The following is an 18,580-nucleotide window of genomic DNA, read 5'->3' on the forward strand; positions in this document are numbered from 1 at the left end:
TTAGTCGGTTTTGTCTGCATCTTCAGACGGATTTTCCGCATCCGCATTCTGCTTCGCAGCGCGGTGTTCGCTCATCGCCCGCATCATTTCCGGATTGGACAGAAGCTCTTTCAGCTTGTCCTCCGCAGCCACCTTGCCGTCCATGTAGCGTTGCAGGTTGGCCAGTTGCTCGCGTGCTTCCAGAAGCGCGTTCAATGCCGGAATCTGGCGAACGACGGCGGCCGGTTCGAAATCCGCCATCTTCGAGAAGGTCAGGTTGATCCCGAGCTTCTCGTTGCCAGCGTCTTCGCCCAGCTTGTTGTCAACCTTCATCGAGATGGCCGGCTTGATACTCGCCATGTATGCGTCAATATTGTCCATATCGACGTCGGAGAATTTGCGTTCCGACATAGATGGCTTTTCAACAGGCGAAGCATTGCCAGAAAGATCGGCCATGACACCCATTACAAATGGCAATTCTACTATCTTTTCAGCGTCGCCCGGGTCTTCATAGGAAATCTGAACGCGCGGCGGACGATTGCGCTTGATAAACTTCTGTCCACTATCCGAAGCCACTGTAATCTCCCCTTTTTATGTGATAGAAAGCCAGATAGAATTAGCGTTGTCAAACAAAACTATCACCGTCCCGACTTCTTTACTGACCCTCAGTTTGATTGAAATAGTCACTGAGCAGTCCACTGAAATCTTTGTTCATCAATGAGCGTGCGCGCGACAACAACAGCGGCACCGGACTTGTCGGCTCGAGAACGGCGAGGAACCGTTCGATCGACTGCATGGCGCTGCTGGCAGCCTCGCGGCTGGTCACCGCCACCGCTTCCGGCTCATCCCCTGGACCGGACTCCTCGGGCTGAAACAGCGCCGACGCCGTCAATTGCCGCATGCGGTCTATGCTCAGCGTGAAGCCGCTGCCGGTGTCGACGATCAAACGCGCCGCGTCGACGCGTGACGGAGCCAGGGCCTCGAGTGCCTCCACCAGCGGTCGTCCCAGAAGCTTGCGGGCCTGATGGACCAGGATCAGGGCCGGCGACGAGGGCTCGAAATTGCAGAAATATCTCTCGATCTGGGTCAGCAGCGCCGCGGCCTGGGAATGGCTGGAAATATCGGTCAGCGGCAGAACTGCCGCCGCCGGCGGTGCGGCAGCAAGGCTCGCCGGCGCATCGCCGCCAATGGCTTCCGCGTCCCCCGCGAGCATGTCTTCGGCACCGGGCTCTGTCTCCGGCAACAGCCACGGCGCCTCGCGCTCGAGCATGGCAATCACGTCATCGATCGCGCCCAGCGTTATGCCGAAAGATGGCACATTGTCGAAATCGATATTTTCCAGGAACACAGAGCGAATGCCCTTGAGCGCCGATTGCAAGCCCTTGAACACATCATAGCTGGCCTGCACCTGGCCGCGCCCGGCCTCGCTGTTGAAGGCCTCGGAAACCTGCAGCGCCTGCATCGGGGTTTCGGCGGGAAGTTTCAGCTCCGGCTTCTGCGCAATTTCCCAGACCCGGTAGCTCACCGGCCCGATCTTCTTGTCATTGACCAGCGGGAAATAACCGATCGGGATCGCGACCCTCGACCGGTCGTCCAGCGCTTCGACCATCGACCGGCGATACCCGAAGTCGCCGTCAGTCGCAGCGGGATGCACCTCCTCCCAGAAGGTCTCCAGCATCCGCTGCATCAGTTGCACGCAGACCAGAACCCCCTCGGGCTTGAGCAGTACCGCGTGGCACTGCGCCAGAGCCGCGACAAGGCGAAGGTCGCGGCTGCGCTCCAGCAGCCCGGATATGGACTCTATGACCTCATCAAGCTTGATGTTGGAACGGTCCGCCGGCTTTCCACCTGTCTCCAGAAAGCGCTGCGACAGCAGCTCCTCAAGCGGGAACATGAAATTGGCGTAGTCAGCGTCATCCTCGAAATCGAGATCGGGTCCGCAGACCGAATCTGCCGAAACCGGCTCCAGAAACCTTTGAAGCGCCTCGGCAAATGCTGTGTCTGCTGCGTTTGACACCTACTCCACGCTGAGACTCAGTTCCACACGCCGGTTGTCGGGATCCAGCGGATCCGCGGTCAGGGGCGCACCTTCACCAAATCCTTCGGCAACGATGCGGGAGCGGTCGACATTGCGGGAGACCAGGAAGTCCGCGACCGACCGGGCGCGCGCTACCGACAGGCTCATGTTGTAGTCGTCGGAGCCGCGGGCATCGGTATGGCCTTCGACCTTGAACTTGGCCACCCTGAGCCGGGCATCCTTGAGCGCCGCCGCAACGACCTCCAGATTGGCCTTGGCCTCCGGCCGCAATGTGCTGGAATCGAGATCGAATGTCAGCCGCATGTCGAAACCCTTGGGTTTCGGCTGCGATGCGGCGCATTCCGACTTGGTGCCGATGCACAGCGCGCGGGCACTGCCGAGATCGACCTGCTCCACCATGAAATTTACCAATTCATCGGCAGTATAGGCTGGCTCAGAGGTGTTTTGCGCTTTCGCATCCAGAGAAAACGAAGCCAGCGCCAATACCAACGGGGTAATGGTCCATAAACGCATGTCAAAAGCCTCCATGAGAATTTTCTCAACTATAGGATTGGGATTTTTTCAAGTCAATGCCGCACAAGATGCGCTTCAATTCACAAGATGTCCAAATGGGCGTACTGATATATTGATTCTTATAATCTTTTTTCAGTTTTTCGCAGTCAGACATCTCCGAATGTGACCATCACTTCGGATCGATACATGAGCCTTCAAGACATCCATCCCGCAATGCAGGCCGGTAAGCATGCTGCCGTTTGATGCCAAATGACCGGCCCTCCCGAACCAGTTCGGGACATTCTGTATGTCTTTTTCTATAAACTTATTGAAAACATTGATAATCGTGCAGTTATTGACCGTGACTTTCAGAAATTTGTATCAACAGGCTCACTTCCGAAAACCAACGATATTTTCCGTATGATTCGGGCATCGCCATTCATCCGGTCCTTGCGTTGTATGTCTAGATTTACATGACGTATTTTGACGTTTGTTGTCTCCGCGCAAATGCACGATTCTACCCATAACTAAAATATTTTGCCGATATTCGTATTTCAAACGGACCTATTCTGGTTGTCCGGAACGCAATGGCAATTGCCAAGAAATCTAAACAGTGGGAAGCTGATCTGGCAACACTTCCATGCTTCGACGGGAAAGCAGCATGTCCGAGGAAATGGTCGATTCGACTGGGCGTTTCAGCATTATGCGGCGCGAAAACTCGGCCGGACTGGACGAAGATGAGATTATCACCCAGTATTGCTCAAGCAATGACATGGGTCTGGTCCGGGGGAGTTTTGTTGCCGATGTCGAGAACCAGCCGGCAGCCGCACGCGGCCAGGCCTGCCACTGGGCGCGGAGGGGTTGATGAACGCTGTTACTCTTAAACAGGACAAGCGCGCCGGGGTTCTTGAAACGCCGTTCGGCAAGGACGTTCTCGTGTTGTCGCGTTTCGATGGCTCGGAAGGTGTCAGCGAACTGTTCGAGTACCGGATCGAGGCGCTGAGCAACGAAGGCGGCCTAGATTTCGACGAGGCCATCGGCAAGAATGTAACCTTGACCATCCATGGAACCTCCGGCGGCAAGCGCAAATTTGACGGCATTCTGACCGAAACCCAGTGGCTGGGCGTCCGCGACCATTTCCATTGCTACCGGCTGGTGCTGCGGCCCTGGCTGTGGCTGCTGTCACACCGGGCCGATTGCTTCATCTTCCACGAAAAAACCGTCACCGACATCATTTCCGAAGTCTTCGGACGCCACGGCTCGCTCGCCGAATTCGAGGACCGTACCGCCGGCTCTTTCGAACCGATCGAATATTGCGTGCAGTACCGCGAAACCGACATGGCCTTTGTCTGCCGGTTGATGGAGGAAAACGGCATCAGCTGGTTCTTTATCCACGAGGACGGAGCGCACAAGCTTGTACTGTTTGACAATATCAGCCAGTGCGAAGCAACCCCTGGCGGGTCCCGCCCCTATTTGCCGCTGGCCGGCCAAGACCGGAGGGCCAGCGAATGCATCCACCATTTCATTCCCGAGCGGCGCTTTACCTCCGGCAAGGTGTCCGTCCGCGACTACAATTTCAAAACCCCGTCGGCCAAAATGGAAGGCGTCCACGACGGTACCGCCAGCTACGAGCATGCCGACAAGGAAATCTATGATTACCCCGGACGCCATCTTGACCAGGGTGCCGGCAGGACCGTGGCACAGATCCGGATGCAATCCGAAGCTGCCCTTGACAGACGTTGCATGGGATCTGGCAATTGCGTCACCCTGTTTCCCGGCAGCCTGGTCGAGCTGACCGACTACCCCTTCGAGGCCTACAACACCGAATATGTGGTGCTGCGCTGCCAGCACAGCTTCATCTCCCAGCAGTACCGCACCGGCGCCGGCTCGACCGGCGAGGACAGCTATGAAGGTCAGTATGAGTTTCTCGACAGCGAGATCGACTTCCGGCCGATGCAGATCACCCCGCGCCCGCTGGTGCACGGGCCGCAGACCGCCAAGGTGGTGGGCAAGGAAGGCGAGGAGATCGATTGCGACGAATATGGCCGCATCCTGGTGCGGTTCCACTGGGACCGCGAGGATGACCAGTCGATGCGCTGCCGGGTGGCGCAGAACTGGGCCAGCAAGCAATGGGGCGGGATGATCATCCCGCGCATCGGCATGGAGGTGATGGTCGAATTCCTCGAAGGCGACCCGGACCGGCCGTTGGTCACCGGCTGCGTCTACAACGCCGAAAACATGCCGCCCTACACCCTGCCCCAGTTCAAGACCCGGTCAACCTTCAAATCCGATTCGCACAAGGCCGGCGGCTACAACGAGTTCCGCTTCGAGGACGAGGCCGGCGAGGAAGAGATCTTCCTGCATGGCCAGAAATATTTCAACAGCATCATTCTGGACGACGAGACCTGGGATGTCGGGGGAAATCGCGATTTCCACGTTGCAAAATCCCAGTCGCAAAGGATCGATAGAGACAAGGACATGACCGTTCACGGCGACCACCGCGAGGAGGTGGGCGGCAACCGTGACGAGACCATTGGCGGCTCGCAGACACGCAACATAGGCGGCGACGAAAATCTCACGGTCGGTGGCGACCGGCTGGTCGATGTCGGCAGCAATCTGCAGCACGAGATCGGCAACGACCTGCTGTGCAAGATCGGCAGCAAGGGTCATGTCGATGTCGGCCGAAGCTATTTTGTCGACGCCGGAACAGAGGTGGTGATCGACGCCGGCACCAGCATCTGCCTGTCAGTCGGCGGAAACTTCATCAAGATCAGTCCCGCTGGCATCCAGATCGAGGGAACGCTGGTCCGGGTCAATTGCGGCGGCGCCCCGTCGCGCGGCAGCAAGGTGAGCAAGAGTACCGTACCGCGACCGAAGAAATGTGCAGAACCGCACGCCAAACGCTATCCGAGGTCGTCGGAAAAATGACCGCCGCAGCACACAGCCCTGCGCCGGTCCGCACGGGACGGCCGACATGACAAGACCAGGGAGAACTTGATGGGACAACCAGCCGCGCGCGTGAGCGACATGCATACCTGCCCCATGGTCAATCCAGGTCCGGTACCACATGTCGGAGGCCCGATCCTGCCTGCCTGCTCGCCAAACATTCTCATCGGCAACCTGCCCGCCGCCCGGGTCACCGACAAGGCGCTATGCACCGGCCCGATCGATATGATCGTAAAGGGCTCGGCGACCGTGCTGTTCAACAACCTGCCCGCCGCCCGCCTGGGCGACACCACCGCCCATGGCGGCGTGATCATCTCCGGGATGGTGAGCGTGCTGATTGGGGATGGCGGCGGTGGACCGGGATTCGCAAAAGTCTCCAAACCCTGCCTCAAACAGGCGGCGAGCTCCGGCTCGCCCTTCGTCAAGGGCTGATCATGCCGGGCACCGATACCACCGAGGAACTGATTGAAATTCTCGACGGGATCGAAGGCCGGCGCTACGCCGTGGTTGACGCCGCCCATTTCGACAATCTGCAGGATTTGCTCACCGATGCAGGGCTGCCGTTTCACCCGCTCTATCTCGACGAAAAAGACCCCTCACCCGACACCGAAATCGCCGGCCCGCATCTGGTGGAACTGCCTAGCCGCAGCTCGGCCCGCAAGCTGATTGCACTGGCCGACAACAAACCGGCGATTGTCTGGTGGGTCTGGCCGGAACACGGCGAAGCGACAACCGACGAGATCTATCGGCATCTGCGGCGGTTGAATGTGGCCGAGATTCCTGGAAAGCCAAAAGATCCGGACACGACCGGCGATGACGACGAAACCAAATCGACCGAGGGCGCAGCGTCCGCTGAAGCAGCAATCCATGCGGGCGATCATGAAAACCATAGCAATCACACACATGATGATAATGAACCCGTTGCACCGCCCGACAGCTACAACATCGTGATTTTCCGGCACAGCGATCCCCGCGTCATGGCAATGCTGCTCCCGTTGCTGGATGCGGCCCAGGTCTCGCGCCTGTTCGGCGATGCAGAAGCGATCGTGATCGACCAGGACAAGGTGGCAAGTTTTCCGCGGCCACGTCAATTGCCATTGAAACCGCGCGGTTTGCTTAGAATTCTGCCGGAGCAATACGGTACCCTCGACAAGCGAAATCAAAGCCGTAACGACGACTTTATCGCGAAATATTTGCAGCGGGTCTTGCCCGAGGCCACACATGAGTTGTCGAGAGATCAATTGTACGAAATGGTCCGCCAAGCAGAAGCAAACCGACGCAGTCTGGGAATCAGAAGCCAGAAATCTGCCGCAAAATGGGCATATCTGGAGATGTTCACTGGCGGCCGCATACTTCAACAAGACGGAGTGCGTCGCTACATGACAAACGGTGAGCATACTCCTGACAGGAAGGTGGACTTAATGATGCGCTCATTGTCCGCCGCCTACCGTCAAATTGGGAAGACCGGCCCATGAACGCCGCAGCTTTACCTCTCGTTGCGGGTGGACCGCCAGGCTGGGTTCTTTTCGGCATAATATCCGCAGTTACGCTCGGTGCTGGTGCGCTGGTGGTCGCGAACTCAATCGACAATGCTTCAGATGAAGCGGATGAAACTTCCTCGACCTCTACTACAGATGAAAGCTGTGCCGAGTGTAATCCATGCCCGCAGTGTTCGCCGCCTGCCGGAACGGAAGAGCTCGAGCGCATTGACCGTGTGCCTCCGAGCAGACCACACTATCCGTGCCCCGGTGATCATGCCCACTACCGGGTTATGCGTCAAAATCCTCGAACATGTCAGTGCTTCTGGAACAAAGGACGGGTAGAATGTCTGTAGATCCGTCCGCTAGGCGGTGGGCCCATGCTCGACTGGGAATGCGCAAGCCGCCCCAATTAATCGGCCCTGCAGGAGTACGGCCTCCATATTTGGACGGTGATGACCGGGTCTCAATGCCTGAAAAACCGGGAGGACATGATGCTGTTATCTGAGGTGCCGGAACGTCCTCTTGCTCTCGACCTGCGCATCGATCGCGCCAAAGCCGCGCAGCGATGGGCGGCAGCCGGGGATTATTCGCTGTGGCCCGACGCCCCGTTCGGCTGCTCTGTGGATGTGGCGGTATGGCCAAGCGTGTTCGTCGGCCCTGACGCAAGCTTGCCGGGCAGGATATCGGTTCCGCCGCAGGCCGAATACTGGTCCGCATTCCAGCTTTGGGACGATTTGGGTGAGCTGCTCGGCTATGTGCCGCCGGACCATGCTTCCGGCGAGGTGATCCTGATCTGCATTGACCGCGCGTTCATCGGCAAAGCCGAGCCCAACACGCTGACACCGGCTCTGCTGGATTCGAAAATAAGCGGAATAAGAATGGATCAGCACCTGACGGCACTGGGCTATGACATATGCGACACCTATCTATCCAGCATGATCCTGAACGCGGGCGCGGATGACCAGCTTCGCACATTGGCTCCGTCCAGGTCCGACTCCGGCCTGATCAGGGAGCGTGATGCAGCCCTGGCTCTTGTTCCGGAGCTCGAAAGGCGCGATCCCGGTCATGCGCCATTGCTGCTGATGGCGGTATATTCGCTGGGTCTGGCAAGTAACGTCGCTTTGGCACTGAGACCAGCCGGCTAGCGGTCCATTAACCCTGCACGACTCTGCATCTGACAAGCCCGGCCGGAAGATCATGCGGATGGCGAGCGTCATTCGAGCCGCTGCCAGCCGTTCAGAACTATCAATCAATCAGGAAAAACAAAATGGTGCGGGTGAAGGGACTCGAACCCCCAAGCCTCTCGGCGCTTGGACCTAAACCAAGTGCGTCTACCAATTCCGCCACACCCGCACTGCAGAACCATCGGGCCGCATGCATGCGGCGGCTCTGAACTGGGCGGTCTATAGCACCCGTTTGGCACTGATCAAACAAAAAAACGTGGCTCTTGCCATCGCGTCGGGCGACCGTGCCGCGGGCGGTTTTGCCGGCGGCTGGGTCAGTAGAGGGGTTCCTGGTAGAGCGCCTCGCCATCGATCATCAACCGCGCGATCTGCGCCGTGCCGTTCTTGGATACCCGAACCGCCACCGTGGTGCGGCCGGCATTGCGCGCAGCCTCGATCTCCAGCCCCTCGCCTTCGGGCACATAATAGCGCTCGATGCCGAATTGCAGAGGCACGCTGGCATTTTGCGCGGAGCGCTCGCCATAGAGCTGCACCGGCTTGCTTTTGAGATAGACAGCCGCGGGATTGCCGGGCACCGGCTTGTCACGGGTGATGGCGGTGGGCACAGCCAGCCCGTTCTTGTCGGTTTCCAGTGTCAGCCACACGGTCACAGGACCGGGCTTGTCGGGCCACTCGCCTTCAAACAGCGCGGCGTCCGCCACCGAAATGCTTTCATAGGCGAGCCTGACATAATCGCCGCGCATCAGGTCACGCGGATCGACCGGGCCGGCCTTCAAGATGATCTCGGCGCCGTTCTGCAAAATCGCCGCCCGGCCCTGGATCATCACACCCAGCATGCCGATCAGCACCACTGCGGAGACAAGGGCGGCGATCACCGGATTGATGTCGCGGCGCAGGAACTGGCTCAACCCCGTCATGACCGGCCCTCCCCGGCCTTGAAACGCCTTTCGATCTTCATCACCGCAAAGGCGATGACCGCCAGCACCAGACCGCCAAGGAACAGGAAGCCGGCGCTACCGAGCAGGCTGCCCAGGGTTTCGCTCACCACATAGATGGTCTCGCAGGCGAAGCAGACATAGGCAAATCGCCGGATCAGCCGGTTTTCACCGCCGGCCACCACGAGGATGCCGACACTGGCAAGCAGGATCACCGCCGCAAATGCCATTTCGGCTGCAAGGCCCACATCGCCAGGATCAATCTGGACCAGGCCCAGCCCGGATAAAAACAGCACCGCGCCATAGGCCGATAGGGTTCCATGCCGCCGCATCATGCCGGGCGGCAGCGACGGCGTGAGCGATCCTGCGGCAAACGCCGCAGCCCCGATCACGATCAGCACATGGCGTGGATCGAGATCGGTGGCCTCGTCGACGATCCACATCACCCAGCCCAGAAGCAACACCGCACACACATGCCCGGCGAGCCTGGAGCGCGCGCGCCAGGCCGCAAGTCCGGTGACCAGGGCCACCGCAAGCACCGTCATATACCCCGGCAGATTGAGAAGCTCTATCGAACCGGACATGAAGATGGCCGATTCGGCCAGCAGAAAGCCCAGGCCCAGCACACCAGCGCTGATCGCCGCCATGCCCGAGGCAAAGGCCAGCGACACCACCAGGGCGCCGATGGTCCAGGCCAGCATGAAACCGGCATCATCGCCGCTGAGATGATACATCTGCCCGACCAGCGCGATCCCCGCGCCAAAAACGAGTAGCGTGAACACAAGGGCTGCTTCGGCGATCCAGCGGGCATTGCGGCGCAGCGCGACGGCAGCAATGCCAAGGCCGGCGCCAATCAGCCCGGCAATCACCGCCACCCGCAGCGGCCGGGCAATGGCCTCCCAGTTCGCCGCAACCAGCGCAACCACCGCGGCGCCGAGCAGCACCGCGGCCAACACGGCCAGCACGCCCGAAAGACTGAACCCGGTATGGCGACGGTCATGATCCGCAAGCAGTTCTTCCGCCTGTCCGGGCTGCAACAGCCCACGGCTGGACCAATGGCCGATTTCACGCGCGAGATAGCTGCGGAACATGACGCGATTCTTTCCTTGAAGATCTCGATTTGCAGACTACATCATGCGGCACAACGGACAATGGCCGCCAAAAACGGCATGTCGCCTCCGGCACATGACGGAATCGCACAGCTATGAGGCAGATTTTGCCGAACAAGCCCGCAGCCATGCAAAAACGGAATGGCTTCTATGAGAATATTGCACTGCACAAATCGATTAGATGCCCCTATATTCAAAACATCGGAACGCCACGGTGGCGAACCACACAACAGCAGGACCAGAGGAGAGTATCCATGAACTTGATCCGCTCCTACGCCAGCTGGCGGAAATACCGCGAAACATGCGTCGAGCTGAACAGGCTTTCGGAACGCGAGTTGAGCGACATCGGCATGTCACGGGGCGATATCCCATTCGCCGCACGGCGCGCCTTGTAGAAATTCAAGAATTCGGAGCGGCACCTCCTCCTCCCAAATAGCCGCTTCGATGTGACTGGTGTTCATCCTCCTCCCGAGCATCAGTCTCCCAAAATGACGCCCACCGGATCCTCCTCCCCCGGTGGGCGTTATTTTTTTGCCCCCTTCCACATCTGTTCTCCATGCCATCCGACCCATTGTCCGGGCCGCGCTCTCCCGTGCCCGGAACGGGCCCGCCGATCTCAATCGAGCGTTGAGTTTGGCGTCAAGTTATCAATCTTTAACAACAGGTTAACGGCGTGACTTGCAGATTTCGCATGGCTCCTTTGCATTTTTTTGCACTGCACAATCCGAACAACGCACCTATATTAAAATCATGAAACGCGGCGTCGAATTCCCGGCGCCAATCTGAAAGGAAAAGACCATGAACTTCCGTAAGGCTTACAAAGACTGGCGCGACTACCGCAACACTGTCAACGAACTCGGCCGCATGTCCGAGCGCGAACTCAACGACCTCGGCATCTCCCGCGGCGACATTCCCTTCGTTGCCCGTCGCCCGGCCAACTAAGACCAAGAACGTCTGACCGGGTTTAGTCCGGTCATTTAAAACGGCGCCCTGGAGACAGGGCGCTGTTTCCGTTTGTGCAGGTCTCAATTGCACTGGCGCAGGGAGTTCGGGCTGCGACAGCGCAGGACGATGCTGCTTTTTTGGGCACGATCCGAAACTGAACAGCATGCTGACCAGCCATTCGGAAAGCGCATAACAGGGCTGCGATTATTGCTCTGCACAAATGAGTGGCAAATGCCTATATGACGGGCATCAGATTGATCGCCCGCAACGGGCCCACCCGAGGAACACGACCATGAGAATCATCAACCGCGCACGCAGCTGGATGAAATCGCGCCAGACCGCTCAGGAACTCTCCAATCTTTCGAACGAAGCCCTTGCCGATATCGGCCTGAGCCGTTTCGAAATCGATTCGGTTGCCCGCGGCCTTCGCAACCGTTAATCGCTTCTGCAAACGACCGTTCGTTACGGCGTCCTTCTGGGCGCCGTTTTCGTTTCTGCCGCCGCACATATCCTCGTTGAGGCGCGATCGCGCCCGTGATAAACGGACGCCATGACCAAAACCAGTTCTTCCCGTTCCCCCATCCACGTCATCGGCGGCGGCCTCGCCGGCTCGGAAGCCGCCTGGCAGATCGCCCGCCGCGGCCTGCCCGTCATCCTGCATGAGATGCGGCCGGTCCGCGGCACCGAAGCCCACAAGACCGACAGCCTGGCGGAACTGGTCTGTTCCAACTCGTTCCGCTCCGATGACGCGGAAAACAATGCCGTCGGCGTCATCCACGCCGAGATGCGACTGGCCGGTTCGCTGATCATGGCCTGTGCCGACCGCAACCAGGTTCCTGCAGGCGGCGCGCTCGCCGTTGATCGCGAAGGGTTTGCGCAAGCCGTCACCGATGCGATCGAAGCCGAACCGTTGATCACCATTGCCCGCGAGGAAGTCACCGGTCTGCCGCCGGCCGACTGGGGCCAGACCATCATCGCCACCGGCCCGCTGACCGCTCCCGGTCTTGCCGAGGCGATCAGTGCCGAGACCGGTCAGGATGCGCTCGCCTTCTTCGATGCGATCGCGCCGATCATTCACACAGATTCGATCGACATGTCGGTGTGCTGGTTCCAGTCGCGTTACGACAAGGTCGGCCCCGGCGGCACCGGCAAGGACTATATCAACTGCCCGATGGACAAGGATCAGTATGATGCCTTCATCGATGCTCTGATCGCCGGCGACACCACCGGCTTCAAGGAATGGGAAGGCACGCCCTATTTCGACGGCTGCCTGCCGATCGAGATCATGGCCGAGCGCGGCCGCGAGACCCTGCGCTACGGCCCGATGAAGCCGATGGGGCTGACCAATGCCCATCAGCCCGACGTCAAGGCCTATGCCGTGGTGCAATTGCGCCAGGACAACGCGCTGGGCACGCTTTACAACATGGTCGGTTTCCAGACCAAGCTCAAATACGGCGCCCAGGGCGACATCATCCGGATGATCCCGGGCCTGCAGAATGCCGAGTTCGCCCGGCTTGGCGGCCTGCACCGCAACACCTATCTCAACTCGCCGCTGCTGCTGGATGGCAAGCTGCAGCTCAAGAGCCGGCCCGGCCTGCGTTTTGCCGGCCAGATCACCGGCTGCGAAGGCTATGTCGAAAGCGCCGCCATGGGCCTGCTGGCCGGCCGCTTTGCGGCAGCCGAGGTTTTGGGCGAAGAGCTTGCTCCACCGCCGGTCACAAGCGCTTTCGGTGCGCTGCTCAACCACATCACCGGTGGCCATATTCTGAGCGATGACGAACCCGGCAAACGCTCGTTCCAGCCGATGAATGTCAATTTCGGACTGTTTCCGCCGCTCGACCCCGGCGCTATCGTCAAGCCCGAGGGCGGCGGCCGGTTCCGCGGAAAGGACAAGGCAAAGGCCAAGAAACAGGCCATGGCCCGCCGTGCCTTGGCCGATTTCGGCGAATGGCTCGATCCCGCTGCGGCTCAGGATGCGGCGGAATAGGTTTTCCGGCCCTGCGCTGCAGTTCTGTCAGGGTTTGTTGACAACCATCAACAGCTATTCGGCCGGCGCAACCGGCCGGCCTGTTGGTACATCCGCGCCGGGCAAACCCGGCATTCCGGCTGAACCGGGATTCTGCGCCACATAATCGGCTTTCAGCGCTTCCGACCCCTTGCGCGATCCGTCATGGCTCCAGCCCGGCGGCGCCAGCAGATAGGCCAGCCTTTCGGTCATGGTCAGCCCCGGCTGAAACGCATCGCGGAACATGTCGATCCATTCGTGAAAGGCGACCTTGAGCGGATTGAAGGTGCCGATGTTCTTGACGATGCCGTAGCGCGGCATGTCGGCATCGAGTTCCGGCACGAAACTGCCGAACATCCGGTCCCAGATGATCAGCGTGCCGGCATAATTGGAATCGAGATAGCGCGGATTGGTGGCGTGATGCACCCGGTGATGCGAGGGCGTGTTGAAGATCAGCTCGATCGGCTTCCACATCCTGCCGATGGCTTCGGTGTGGATCCAGAACTGATAGACCAGGTTGAGCCCACCCACGAACAGCAGCAGCACCGGGTGAAACCCGATCAGCGCCAGCGGAATCCGCAGGATGAACATGCCGGTGAATGTTCCGGTCCAGCTCTGCCGCAGGGCCGTCGACAGATTGTAATGCTGCGAGGAGTGGTGGTTGACGTGCTCGGCCCAGACCCAGCGGCAACGATGCGCAATCCGGTGATACCAGTAGTAGCGCAGATCATCGAGAATGAAGCACAGCGCAATGGCCCACCAGGACGTGCCGAAATCATAAATCCGGTACTGCCAGGCCCACATCAGCACGCCGAACGCCACGAACCCCAGCAGCAAGCCCGCAACCACATTACCGACCCCCATCAGCAAGGATGTCATGGTATCGCGGGTCTCGTAGTCTCCGCGGCGCTTGAGCACGCGAATGACCAGCAATTCGAGCAGAATCGCGCCGACGAAGAACGGTATCGCCAGTTGCGTGACATCGGGGAAATCCTTGAGATCAGGCATTGCCGCCCTCGCCCGGCTCGTCAAGTTTCGGACTGGCGAGCGCAAAACTGTCGCACAGCCACAGCGAGACCTCTGCCGCCTCATCCGTGCTGTTGAACACGTAATCGCCACCCTGAAGCGTGGAATCGTGAAACGCGATGCGTAGACCCGGCTGATCCTCGAGCGGCTCCACCGAAGCCGAACCGGGAAGAATCAGCCTGGCGACAAAATGCCGGCCCATGGCTTGCATGAAGCCGGTCTTGCCATCTGCCAGCCGCAGGAAACTCGCGCGCCCGTCTTTGGTCATCGAGACGGAACGGATCGCCTCGCCCGGATAGGCTCGGGCGAATTCCAAAATCACCTCGCCATGATCGCGCGCGTCCTTCTGCGTCGACCCGCCTGAATAATGAACGGCGCCGATGATCAGAATCACGCCGAAGGCAACCACCACTACCAACACGCCAAGGCTCATGCATTTCCTCCGCATGACGCAGCACGCCGCCACGTCAACAGTGTGTGACTATGCCGCGCTGGCCTTTGTTGTGCAAGACTGGCAGGCATTGCCGCGCGCCTGACCCTGCTGCACATCCATTTCGGGAGAACAAAACGTCAAATCAGACCCGGCCGCGCCGCGCTGAGCGCCACAAGTGCCACTGTCGCCGCCATTGTGAAATGCGAATCGGCTTGTCGAGACAATCGGCGCCCAGGGTTTCGGCGCGGCGCAGCACCGCGTCGACCAGGGCGACAGGCAGATAGGCAGGAAACACCGAAGCCGGCAGTTCACCGAGTGCAGCACGCGCCTTGCCGAGATGGTCGCGCCCGAAACCGGCAAAGGCCCGCACGGCATTGGAAACCGCCGCCCGGTCGGTGCCTGCCAGAAAGCCGCCGCGGTCAAGCCCGGTGGCCGCCAGCAGATCACCGGGCAAAAACAATTGCCCACGGCTGCGTGACAATGGCAGCAGCATCAAATGCCCCGCCACAGCCTGCGCCACTCCGGCATGGCCGCTGGCCGTGGCGCTATGGTCGGAAGCTTGTGCATCGAGCAGAAATGCTGACGCCTGCAGGATCGTCGAGGCGGTCTCGCCGGCATAGCCCTCATAGCTGGTGCGGTCCGGCATTGGATCGTCATAGAGGTCAAAGATCCGCGCTTCGCACATGGCGCTCAAGGGAGCCACCGGCAAGGCCCGGCGCTCGACCAGATTCAGCAGTGCCGCGGCAACCGGATGCGCAGCCGCCTCGGCCTGGCGTCCGCCTTCGAGAACATCGCTCCACCATTGCAGCCGGATTTCACCGGGCAGCGGCTCGCGGATCCTGTCGCGGATTGCGGCGATCTCGGCATTGAACAGGAACAGGGCGGCAATGTCGGCCTGCACCGGTTCCGGCATCAAGAGCAGCGCCAGATAGCGGTCGATATCGACCTCGCGCAAGGCCGCCAGAAGTGGCTCACGCGCGCCCGTTGTCGGCGCGCCGGATGGAACTGTGCCGCTCATCCCGCTTACACGGCAATCAGCGCGGCGGCGACTGCGCGCGATTCGGCCAGCATCACATTGTAGGTGCGCACTGCAGCACCGGTGCTCATCGGATCTGAGGAGACATTGCCGGCCCGCAAGGACGTTTTCAGCTCCGCGGGAAGGAACCGGATCGACATTCCGGTGCCCACCAGCAGAAATTCGATGTCGCCGGCTTCGGCCAGCACCTTTTCGAACAGGGACGCATCCAGCGCGTCGCCCTCGGTCACATCCCAGCCATAGATGCCCGAAGGCAGGCACAGGATCGAACCGCGATGCGACATGTCGGCAAAGCGGAAGCCGCCATTGCCATAGGCTTCAATGGGCGCGCGGCCGGGGAAATGGGCTTCCCGTATTTCGATGCCGCGCGCCATGTTCTCAGGCCCTGCTCGGGTCAGACGTCTCCGGAATGGCTTCGCCTTCCGTCTCGGCGTCCAGTCCGACGCGGAAATTGTCGGCCCGCAGCTTGAACAGGATCAGCACCGGTGCCGCGATGAAGATCGACGAATAGGTGCCGACCACCACGCCGAAGATCATTGCGAAGGTGAATGACCGGATGACTTCTCCGCCGAAGATGAACAATGCCAGCAGCGCCAGCAGCGTTGTCACCGATGTCAGGATGGTACGCGGCAGCATCTGGTTGATTGATGTGTCGAGCAGGCTGGTCAGCGGCATCTTCTTGTAGCGCCGGAGGTTTTCGCGCACGCGGTCATACACCACCACGGTATCGTTGAGCGAGTAGCCGACAATCGTCAGCACCGCAGCGATACTCGACAGGTTGAACTCGATCCCCGTCACCACGAAAATCCCGATGGTCAGCACCACGTCGTGCACCGTCGCAATGATCGCGCCCAGGGCAAACTGCCACTCGAACCGGAACCAGATATAGACCAGGATCGCCAGCAGCGAGGCAATCACGGCGATGGTGCCGGCCTGTGCGAGCTCACCCGACACCGTCGGGCCGACCACTTCCACGCGGCGGATGTCGTAATCGCCTTCCAGCTCGGCACGAACCAGAGTGATGACGGTCTGCTCGGCATTCTCGCCACCGCCCTGTGCCTGCATCCTAATCAGCACCTCACGCGGCGAACCGAATTCCTGCGCCTGGATATCGCCCAGATTGAGCTCGCCCAGCCGCGCCCGGATATCGCCGACATCGGCATTGCCTTGCTTGGCCTGAACCTCGATCATCGAGCCGCCCTTGAAGTCGATACCGTAATTCATGTTGATGGTTGCAAACAGCGCCATCGAGGCAATTGACAGCACGGCCGACAGGACGAAGGTAAAGCGGCGGATTTTCATGAACCGGAAGGTGAAGTCCCGGACAATCGCATCCAGCGCACCCCGCGGCATGGCCTTGGGCCGTCTGCGACGCACCCATTCAGCGACCATCCAGCGAGTGAAGGTGAAGGCGGTAAACACGGTGGTCACGATGCCGATCGCCAGCGTGATGGCAAAGCCCCGCACCGGCCCGGTGCCGAGATAAAACAGGATCACGGCCGCAATCAGCGTGGTCACATTGGCATCAAGGATGGTGGCGAAGGCTTTCGAGAAGCCCGCGTCGATCGCCTGGATCAGTGACCGCCCTGCCCTGTGCTCCTCGCGGATACGCTCATAGATCAGCACGTTGGAATCAACCGCCATGCCGACGGTCAGCACGATTCCGGCGATGCCCGGCAAGGTCAGCGTTGCGCCCAGCATGGTCAGAAGCGCGATGATCATGGTCACGTTGGCAATCAGCGCCAGATTGGCGATGAAGCCCAGCATGCCATAGGCAACGAACATGAAGGCCAGAACCAGAAGCGCGCCGATGATGCCGGCAATCTCGCCGGCAGCGATCGAGTCGGCGCCAAGGCCGGGACCGACCGTGCGTTCCTCGATGACGGTAAGCGTCGCCGGCAAGGCGCCCGCACGAAGCAGGATCGCCAGGTCATTGGCGCTTTGGACGTCGAAATTGCCCGAGATCTGCCCGGTTCCGCCCAGGATCGGCTCGCGGATCACCGGCGCCGAGATCACCTGCTCGTCGAGCACGATGGCAAATGGCAGACCGACATTCTGTGTGGTTGCCTGGCCAAAGCGCTGGCCACCCTTCGAATCGAAGCGAAAGCTGACGACCGGTTCATTGGTGCGCTGGTCATAGCCGGCCTGCGCATCGACAAGGTTTTCACCCGAGACCAGCACCGAGCGCTGGATCAGATAGGGAACCGGCGGATCATCAGTGGAATAGAGAATTTCGGATGTCGATGGCGGACGGCCCTGAATGGCCTCCTGCACCGGCATCGAGCTGTCGACCATCCGGAATGCCAGCTTGGCGGTCTGGTTGAGAAGGCCCTTCAGCCGCTCCGGATCGTCAAGACCCGGCACCTGCACGAGAATGCGGTCGACACCCTGCCGCTGGATCAGCGGTTCGGTGGTTCCGAGCTCGTCGATACGCTTGCGCACCACCTCGATGGACTGCGCCACGGCCGAAGACACGCGGTAGCTGATGCCGTCATCGGTCAACAGGATCCGCAATTGACCCGGCTGGGTCTCTTCAATGGTGACTTCCGAGACCGTTCCACCGCCGAAAAGGCCCGAACTGACGGGCAGTTCGAGCTCGGCAAGTGCTGTCTTGGCTTCCTCGACCCGGGCATCGTCGCGGATCCGCACCTGAACCATCTGGCCGGTGCCCGACAGGCCGGTGTAGCCGATGCCTGCATCCCGCAATATCCGGCGCACATCGTCCACCGTTGTGGTCAGCCGGTCCTTAATGATGTCCTGCCGCTCGACCTGCAGCAGCATGTAGGAGCCGCCCTGCAGATCCAGTCCCAGTGTCATCTTCTTGGAAGGCACCCAGTCCGGCAAATTGTCGGCTTGCTGCTGGTTCAACAGGTTCGGGAAGGCGAACACCACGCCGGCGAGAACCGCTAGCCAGATCAGGGTTGTTTTCCAACGGGAGAAATACAGCATGTTGCTCTCGGTTCATCCCAGC

The 18,580-nt window shown here is 60.2% G+C and carries 19 protein-coding genes and 1 tRNA gene; 9 read left to right on the top strand and 11 right to left on the bottom strand.

The window, feature by feature from the left end:
* The 3 genes from tssB to OEG82_RS14335 form a co-directional block, all read right to left on the bottom strand.
* The gene (gene tssB / locus OEG82_RS14325; RefSeq protein WP_267613085.1) at positions 1-555 is read right to left on the bottom strand and encodes a type VI secretion system contractile sheath small subunit; all 555 of its coding nucleotides are present in this window, start codon (positions 553-555) and stop codon (positions 1-3) included.
* 79 nt (positions 556-634) lie between these two features.
* Positions 635-1,996 (bottom strand): type VI secretion system protein TssA, encoded by a 1,362-nt coding sequence (locus OEG82_RS14330; RefSeq protein WP_267613086.1) that lies wholly within the window; start codon positions 1,994-1,996, stop codon positions 635-637.
* Positions 1,997-2,530 carry an OmpA family protein gene (locus OEG82_RS14335; RefSeq protein ID WP_267613087.1) on the bottom strand — a complete coding sequence of 178 codons (534 nt, stop codon included), beginning with the start codon at positions 2,528-2,530 and terminating at the stop codon, positions 1,997-1,999.
* Between the two features lie 640 nt (positions 2,531-3,170).
* Between OEG82_RS14335 and OEG82_RS14340 the strand changes: the two genes are divergently transcribed.
* The 5 genes from OEG82_RS14340 (at position 3,171) to OEG82_RS14360 (ending at position 8,081) form a co-directional block, all read left to right on the top strand.
* The gene (locus tag OEG82_RS14340; protein ID WP_267613088.1) at positions 3,171-3,374 is read left to right on the top strand and encodes a hypothetical protein; all 204 of its coding nucleotides are present in this window, start codon (positions 3,171-3,173) and stop codon (positions 3,372-3,374) included.
* Positions 3,374-5,437, top strand: a complete 2,064-nt coding sequence (locus tag OEG82_RS14345) for a type VI secretion system Vgr family protein (protein ID WP_267613089.1) — start codon at positions 3,374-3,376, stop codon at positions 5,435-5,437. The genes OEG82_RS14340 and OEG82_RS14345 overlap by 1 nt, the downstream gene beginning before the upstream one ends.
* Before the next feature lie 69 nt (positions 5,438-5,506).
* Positions 5,507-5,887: a PAAR domain-containing protein gene (locus OEG82_RS14350; protein WP_267613090.1), complete on the top strand. Its 381-nt coding sequence runs from the start codon at positions 5,507-5,509 to the stop codon at positions 5,885-5,887.
* Between the two features lie 2 nt (positions 5,888-5,889).
* Positions 5,890-6,930 (top strand): DUF4123 domain-containing protein, encoded by a 1,041-nt coding sequence (locus tag OEG82_RS14355; protein WP_267613091.1) that lies wholly within the window; start codon positions 5,890-5,892, stop codon positions 6,928-6,930.
* Between the two features lie 458 nt (positions 6,931-7,388).
* Positions 7,389-8,081, top strand: coding sequence for a hypothetical protein (locus OEG82_RS14360; RefSeq protein WP_267613092.1), 693 nt, complete (start codon positions 7,389-7,391; stop codon positions 8,079-8,081).
* Positions 8,082-8,204: 123 nt separating this feature from the next.
* Here OEG82_RS14360 and OEG82_RS14365 read toward each other — a convergent pair.
* From OEG82_RS14365 to OEG82_RS14375, 3 genes are all read right to left on the bottom strand, one after another.
* Positions 8,205-8,289: transfer RNA gene (locus OEG82_RS14365), tRNA-Leu, on the bottom strand.
* 145 nt (positions 8,290-8,434) lie between these two features.
* Complete coding sequence (locus OEG82_RS14370) at positions 8,435-9,037, bottom strand: GDYXXLXY domain-containing protein (RefSeq protein ID WP_267613093.1); 603 nt, start codon at positions 9,035-9,037, stop codon at positions 8,435-8,437.
* The gene (locus tag OEG82_RS14375; RefSeq protein WP_267613094.1) at positions 9,034-10,146 is read right to left on the bottom strand and encodes a DUF2157 domain-containing protein; all 1,113 of its coding nucleotides are present in this window, start codon (positions 10,144-10,146) and stop codon (positions 9,034-9,036) included. The genes OEG82_RS14370 and OEG82_RS14375 overlap by 4 nt, the downstream gene beginning before the upstream one ends.
* Before the next feature lie 272 nt (positions 10,147-10,418).
* On the opposite strand from OEG82_RS14375, the gene OEG82_RS14380 reads away from it, so the two are divergent.
* The 4 genes from OEG82_RS14380 (at position 10,419) to trmFO (ending at position 13,096) form a co-directional block, all read left to right on the top strand.
* Complete coding sequence (locus OEG82_RS14380) at positions 10,419-10,559, top strand: DUF1127 domain-containing protein (protein WP_267613095.1); 141 nt, start codon at positions 10,419-10,421, stop codon at positions 10,557-10,559.
* A 403-nt stretch (positions 10,560-10,962) separates the two neighbouring features.
* Entirely contained in the window at positions 10,963-11,106 is a 144-nt protein-coding gene (locus tag OEG82_RS14385) for a DUF1127 domain-containing protein (protein ID WP_082128072.1), read from the top strand.
* Between the two features lie 295 nt (positions 11,107-11,401).
* Positions 11,402-11,548 (top strand): DUF1127 domain-containing protein, encoded by a 147-nt coding sequence (locus tag OEG82_RS14390; RefSeq protein WP_267613096.1) that lies wholly within the window; start codon positions 11,402-11,404, stop codon positions 11,546-11,548.
* Between the two features lie 111 nt (positions 11,549-11,659).
* Positions 11,660-13,096, top strand: coding sequence for a methylenetetrahydrofolate--tRNA-(uracil(54)-C(5))-methyltransferase (FADH(2)-oxidizing) TrmFO (gene trmFO / locus OEG82_RS14395; protein WP_267613097.1), 1,437 nt, complete (start codon positions 11,660-11,662; stop codon positions 13,094-13,096).
* 54 nt (positions 13,097-13,150) lie between these two features.
* On the opposite strand, the gene OEG82_RS14400 is transcribed toward trmFO, so the two are convergent.
* The 5 genes from OEG82_RS14400 to secDF all read right to left on the bottom strand — a co-directional run bounded on the left by OEG82_RS14400 (position 13,151) and on the right by secDF (position 18,558).
* Positions 13,151-14,122, bottom strand: a complete 972-nt coding sequence (locus tag OEG82_RS14400; RefSeq protein WP_267613098.1) for a sterol desaturase family protein — start codon at positions 14,120-14,122, stop codon at positions 13,151-13,153.
* A complete protein-coding gene (locus OEG82_RS14405; RefSeq protein WP_267613099.1) occupies positions 14,115-14,573 on the bottom strand; it encodes a hypothetical protein in 459 nt (152 codons plus the stop codon). Before OEG82_RS14405 ends, OEG82_RS14400 begins: the two co-directional genes overlap by 8 nt.
* Positions 14,574-14,715: 142 nt before the next feature.
* Positions 14,716-15,591, bottom strand: coding sequence for a phytoene/squalene synthase family protein (locus OEG82_RS14410; protein WP_267613100.1), 876 nt, complete (start codon positions 15,589-15,591; stop codon positions 14,716-14,718).
* Between the two features lie 5 nt (positions 15,592-15,596).
* Entirely contained in the window at positions 15,597-15,983 is a 387-nt protein-coding gene (locus OEG82_RS14415; protein WP_267613101.1) for an Mth938-like domain-containing protein, read from the bottom strand.
* Positions 15,984-15,987: 4 nt separating this feature from the next.
* Positions 15,988-18,558, bottom strand: coding sequence for a protein translocase subunit SecDF (gene secDF, locus OEG82_RS14420; protein ID WP_267613102.1), 2,571 nt, complete (start codon positions 18,556-18,558; stop codon positions 15,988-15,990).
* Between the last annotated feature and the right edge of the window lie 22 nt (positions 18,559-18,580).

Origin of the sequence: Hoeflea ulvae, assembly GCF_026619435.1 — a bacterium.
GTDB lineage: Bacteria > Pseudomonadota > Alphaproteobacteria > Rhizobiales > Rhizobiaceae > Hoeflea > Hoeflea ulvae.

Coding starts and splice junctions, on each gene's coding strand:
- OEG82_RS14375 (WP_267613094.1), bottom strand. CDS start 10,146: ATGTTCCGCAGCTATCTCGCGCGTGAAATCGGCCATTGGTCCAGCCGT.
- secDF (WP_267613102.1), bottom strand. CDS start 18,558: ATGCTGTATTTCTCCCGTTGGAAAACAACCCTGATCTGGCTAGCGGTT.
- trmFO (WP_267613097.1), top strand. CDS start 11,660: ATGACCAAAACCAGTTCTTCCCGTTCCCCCATCCACGTCATCGGCGGC.
- OEG82_RS14415 (WP_267613101.1), bottom strand. CDS start 15,983: ATGGCGCGCGGCATCGAAATACGGGAAGCCCATTTCCCCGGCCGCGCG.
- OEG82_RS14410 (WP_267613100.1), bottom strand. CDS start 15,591: ATGAGCGGCACAGTTCCATCCGGCGCGCCGACAACGGGCGCGCGTGAG.
- OEG82_RS14340 (WP_267613088.1), top strand. CDS start 3,171: ATGTCCGAGGAAATGGTCGATTCGACTGGGCGTTTCAGCATTATGCGG.
- OEG82_RS14390 (WP_267613096.1), top strand. CDS start 11,402: ATGAGAATCATCAACCGCGCACGCAGCTGGATGAAATCGCGCCAGACC.
- OEG82_RS14385 (WP_082128072.1), top strand. CDS start 10,963: ATGAACTTCCGTAAGGCTTACAAAGACTGGCGCGACTACCGCAACACT.
- OEG82_RS14350 (WP_267613090.1), top strand. CDS start 5,507: ATGGGACAACCAGCCGCGCGCGTGAGCGACATGCATACCTGCCCCATG.
- OEG82_RS14400 (WP_267613098.1), bottom strand. CDS start 14,122: ATGCCTGATCTCAAGGATTTCCCCGATGTCACGCAACTGGCGATACCG.
- OEG82_RS14355 (WP_267613091.1), top strand. CDS start 5,890: ATGCCGGGCACCGATACCACCGAGGAACTGATTGAAATTCTCGACGGG.
- OEG82_RS14360 (WP_267613092.1), top strand. CDS start 7,389: ATGACCGGGTCTCAATGCCTGAAAAACCGGGAGGACATGATGCTGTTA.
- OEG82_RS14335 (WP_267613087.1), bottom strand. CDS start 2,530: ATGCGTTTATGGACCATTACCCCGTTGGTATTGGCGCTGGCTTCGTTT.
- OEG82_RS14345 (WP_267613089.1), top strand. CDS start 3,374: ATGAACGCTGTTACTCTTAAACAGGACAAGCGCGCCGGGGTTCTTGAA.
- OEG82_RS14370 (WP_267613093.1), bottom strand. CDS start 9,037: ATGACGGGGTTGAGCCAGTTCCTGCGCCGCGACATCAATCCGGTGATC.
- OEG82_RS14380 (WP_267613095.1), top strand. CDS start 10,419: ATGAACTTGATCCGCTCCTACGCCAGCTGGCGGAAATACCGCGAAACA.
- OEG82_RS14405 (WP_267613099.1), bottom strand. CDS start 14,573: ATGAGCCTTGGCGTGTTGGTAGTGGTGGTTGCCTTCGGCGTGATTCTG.